Source organism: Albidovulum sp., assembly GCF_049646345.1.
In the GTDB taxonomy this organism is placed as follows: Bacteria; Pseudomonadota; Alphaproteobacteria; order Rhodobacterales; family Rhodobacteraceae; genus Albidovulum.
Window position 1 is genome coordinate 1 of sequence record NZ_JBARVQ010000412.1, and the last position, 4,246, is coordinate 4,246.

4 protein-coding genes are annotated in these 4,246 nt (G+C 57.5%); 1 reads left to right on the top strand and 3 read right to left on the bottom strand.

The window, feature by feature from the left end:
- From WBB85_RS10190 to WBB85_RS10200, 3 genes are all read right to left on the bottom strand, one after another.
- Positions 1-408: tyrosine-protein kinase family protein (locus WBB85_RS10190; RefSeq protein ID WP_432638508.1), on the bottom strand; the 408-nt coding region annotated here is incomplete at its 3' end.
- 29 nt (positions 409-437) lie between these two features.
- Positions 438-1,970 carry a GumC family protein gene (locus tag WBB85_RS10195; protein ID WP_432638509.1) on the bottom strand — a complete coding sequence of 511 codons (1,533 nt, stop codon included), beginning with the start codon at positions 1,968-1,970 and terminating at the stop codon, positions 438-440.
- The gene (locus tag WBB85_RS10200) at positions 1,967-2,857 is read right to left on the bottom strand and encodes an ExeA family protein (RefSeq protein WP_432638510.1); all 891 of its coding nucleotides are present in this window, start codon (positions 2,855-2,857) and stop codon (positions 1,967-1,969) included. Before WBB85_RS10200 ends, WBB85_RS10195 begins: the two co-directional genes overlap by 4 nt.
- A 514-nt stretch (positions 2,858-3,371) precedes the next feature.
- Between WBB85_RS10200 and WBB85_RS10205 the strand changes: the two genes are divergently transcribed.
- Complete coding sequence (locus WBB85_RS10205) at positions 3,372-4,022, top strand: sugar transferase (RefSeq protein WP_432638511.1); 651 nt, start codon at positions 3,372-3,374, stop codon at positions 4,020-4,022.
- Positions 4,023-4,246: the final 224 nt, after the last annotated feature.

The window sequence follows — 4,246 nt, forward strand, 5'->3', positions numbered from 1 at the left end:
GCCCAGGACCTTGTGCAAAGCCGGGCGCCTGAGGTCCAGGTCGATCAGCATGACGTTCAGATCCTTCTGTCGCGCAAGACTGATCGCCAGATTGAGCGCAACGGTGGTTTTGCCACAAGCAGCCCCCGGCGAGGTGATCGCCAGACGGCTCCATCCCTTTTCTTTCAGAATTCGGATCGTCCGCGACCGCAGCATGTCATAGGGTACCGCATCCCGCCCCCCCAGAAACGAGGAGATACGGTTGCGCTGCATCAAGCCTGGCTTGGGCGCGATCTCGGGCAGGGTGCTCGTCCAGCCGACCATCGGCAGGCGGCGCGTTACCGCACGCCTGGGTGCGATTTCCGGCGCATCCGCTACCGAATTGCGCATCGCGCGTGCCTTGGCCAGTGCGGCTTCCAGTTTTTCCATTCTCAATCGCCCTTAACTGAAATGCTGCATCAAAGGTGAATGCCGAACTTTGCGGCCACCTTGCCGATGATGATGTCCAGCGGTTGATAATAGACATGAACCGCATAGATCATCGCCGGTATTCCCAGAACGGCCACGGCGAGTATCGCGACGAACGCCATCCGGCGCATCATCGTTTCGCGGGGCGTCCGCATGTAGGGGATCGTCGCGATCGGCGTGATACCAAAGCTCTTCACCAGATCGGTTGGGCGCCTGACAGCACGATTGAGCAGTTCAAGCAGTACAATCACGGCAATTCCCAGAAACGCTCCGGCAGCTGTCCCCGCGCCTGCGATGAACAACCGGTTCGGCCGTGCGGGCCGCGACGGTTCGGTCGCGGGCTCCACCAGCGAGATGCGTTCACCTTTCGAACGCACTTCCTGTTCTTCCGCGGCGGCGGCCTGGGACAGCTTGGCCACGGTGTTGTTGTATTGCTGCTGGATGTTGTTGTAGTCGCGCTGCAGCGAGTCGAGGGCAATCTGGTTGGCCGGTGTCCTTTCAATCGTATCCTTCAACGCCTCAAGATCGCTCAGAATCTTCGTACGCTCCTCCTCCAGAAGCGCGATGCGCGTATCGAGATCGGCCAACTGCACGTCCAGCATGCTGGTCGCCGGATTGCTGCCGGTAGAGGCGGGAAGCTGCGCTCTGACAATCTTTTCCAGCGACACGATCTGCGCCTCAAGCTGTATCACCTTGGGATGTTGCGGGGCAAAGGTCGCCAACATCGTCGTCAACTGCTGACGGGCCTGATCGAGCTGCTTTGCTTCGGGGGTTTGATTGGCGGTGGCACCACTGATCTGGCCCGTCGATTCAAAGATCGCGATCATACGCGCCTTCTGATCCTTCAGCGTGGCGATATCCCGTTCGACCACACCCAGACGGTTCTGCATGAGTTGCTGCTGATTCAGCCTGTAGTTCAGCGTGTTCGGCAGCGCATCGGAGTTCGCGTTCTGGAATTCGAGGATCTTGGCCTGCATCGCGCCGAGTTCGCCGGAAAGCCTTACCTTGTGCTGTTCGAAGAATTGCACGGTGTCTTCGGCATTATTGGTGCGTACTTCGACATCGGCCTGCTGAATCAGCGTCACGTATTCGTTTACCACCGCCGCAGCGACCGCACCCGTTTCCGCTTCGAAACCGATCGTCATGATGGTTGCCTGACCACGCCCGGCATTCTTGTTGATGCTGGTATTGTCACGCATCGCCTGCACGATGTCATCCGGTGACATTTTCTGCAGGTCTTTGAACGCTTTCAGTTTCTGCGCAATGCTCAGAAGGTTCGCCCGCGTCATCAGCTTCTTTTCGATGGTCTGAAGCTTTTCAAGCGCCTGGGCCTGAACCGTCGGCGCCGACAGCGCGCCGGGAATGGATGAGGATTCAACCAGCATGACCGCATTTGCGGAATAGACCGCCGGAAGCAGGAATGCCGCAGCCAGCGATGCGGCCGTGACCAGCGCAAAGATCACGATGAAATAGTGCAACCGTCTGAGGAAGACCGCGAAGTAGAATGACAGATCCAGGTTCATTTCAGTTTCTCTTCCTCCGCCGCAATCTGCGCCGCAAAGAACACGCCGTCATCCAGCACTGACTGGATCACACCTTCATCAACATGGTGATTGTCCATGCTCCACCCATACAGCAATGCCATATCACATAGCTGATTCACCAGACGTGGCACACCATGTGTCACCTGATAAATCTTGCGCGCTGCCGCGTTTGTAATCTCTGCACCGGTCCCCCCCGCCGCCTTCAGGCGGTGCGATATCAGTTCCACCACCGCCGGTTCATCCAGCGGCATCAGATGAAAGCTTGCCGCGATGCGCTGCGCAAGCTGGCGTAAAGACGGTCTGAGCACGACATCACGCAATTCCGGCTGACCCACGAGAACAAGCTGAATCACTTCATCCTTACCGGAATTGATATTTGTCAGCATCCGCAGCTCTTCAAGGCTTTCAGCCGAAAGGTTCTGCGCCTCATCGAAGATAAGCACCACACGACGACCGGCCGCATATTCATCGATCAGGTAGTCCTGCAGCTTCTGGAACAGCGGCACATAGCCTGCATTGGCGTCAAACGATACACTAAGCGAATTGAGTACCCATTGGATCAATTCGCCCCGCCCACCCTGGGCGTTCGATATCAGACCGACGGTCACACGAGATCCGAACTGTCGCAGAAGTTCCCGCAACAGTGTCGTTTTTCCACACCCGACCCCGCCGGTGACCAGCGTGATCGGCGCGCGGCTCAGGATGCCGAATTCCAGCACCGAATAGGCACGCCGATGCTGCGCGGACCAGAACAAGAAATCAGGATCGGGAACGAGCGTGAATGGCCGCTCCCGGAAACCGTAGAATTCCATGTAGAAGCCGACGCTGTCGCCACCGTTCGCTTCGGTCTCAACGACCTTGTTCATCCGCGATCCGTTCCACTCAACGCCGGACAGGGACAAACCCTGCCCGGCTCAGACTTGCTACCCCGTCGCTGCGGGAAACTCACGACATAATAATCACCCAAGTTCGGCGACTTGATGGCGTTGTTTACGTCCTAACGCAACTCGATACACACTCATAGAATCGATGTCTCGTATCTCGGGTCGTAGCACGCCGGGGCAGTACAATTTCCTAACTGAAACGCATTGTAGCCCAACGGGAAACAGAAAGGCAGGTCCGGAAATCCATGGCGCGCCACCTACCGCCAGAATCGGCGGCCGCCACAGGGTGAACGCCGTTTTTCGGCAGCGTTTACCAAATGTTGATTTTGAATGACCGACAAAGATGGTATGAAGCTATCAGGTGCCCGGGCGGCGACGCTCGGGATTCGTGGTGTAAGGGATCGGGCGGCTTTTCAACGTCCGAGCGGTTTTTGCTTGTTTGATATTAGGCACATGCATGACGCTTCGGATTGACGATATTTCCGATGACCTCGGTATGACTCACACTCCGGTGGACCTTTCGTCGCTTCCGCGCCGGTCGGGCCTTTACCGGAACGTGTTCAAGCGCGTGATCGACATCCTGGCGGTGCTGATCACCGGCATCGTTGTCCTGCCGGTTGTCGCCGTTCTGGCGCTTCTGGTCGCGCTCGATGGATCTTCACCGTTCTACTGGAATGATCGGGTGGGGCGCGGTGGCCGGACCTTTCGCATGCTGAAACTGCGCACCATGGTGCCGAATGCCGACACGATGCTTGAGCAGTATCTGTCCCGCAACGCAGAAGCGCGCCTGGAATGGAACGCGACGCAAAAGCTAAAATCCGACCCCCGGATCACGCGCATGGGCCGCCTGTTACGCAAGACCTCGCTCGATGAACTACCGCAGCTTTGGAACGTTCTGATCGGCGACATGTCCCTTGTCGGCCCCCGTCCAATGATGCCAAGTCAGCGGTCACTTTACACCGGAACCGCATATTACGCTCTGCGCCCCGGGATCACCGGGCCTTGGCAAGTCTCGGTTCGCAACGAAAGCGAGTTCACGCAGCGCGTGGATTTCGACACCGCCTATCATCAGTCGCTGTCGTTCATGACTGATGTAAAGCTGCTCTTCGCCACCGTTCGTGTGGTGCTTCGAGGAACCGGTTACTGATTTGACCCCTCCATACGATTGAGAAAAGAGCTTTCTCCCGAGAAACACCCGTCCGCGTCGAACACGATGCGGGCCCGAAACATGAATGCCTGTCGAGAACCCGGAATGAACCTTCGCAAATCCCTGATGACACTGGTCCTGACTGTCGGTCTTGCAAGCCTCGCGGCCTGCGATACCTCGGAAGAGCGGGCCGAGAAACACTATCAATCCGGACTTTCCTATCT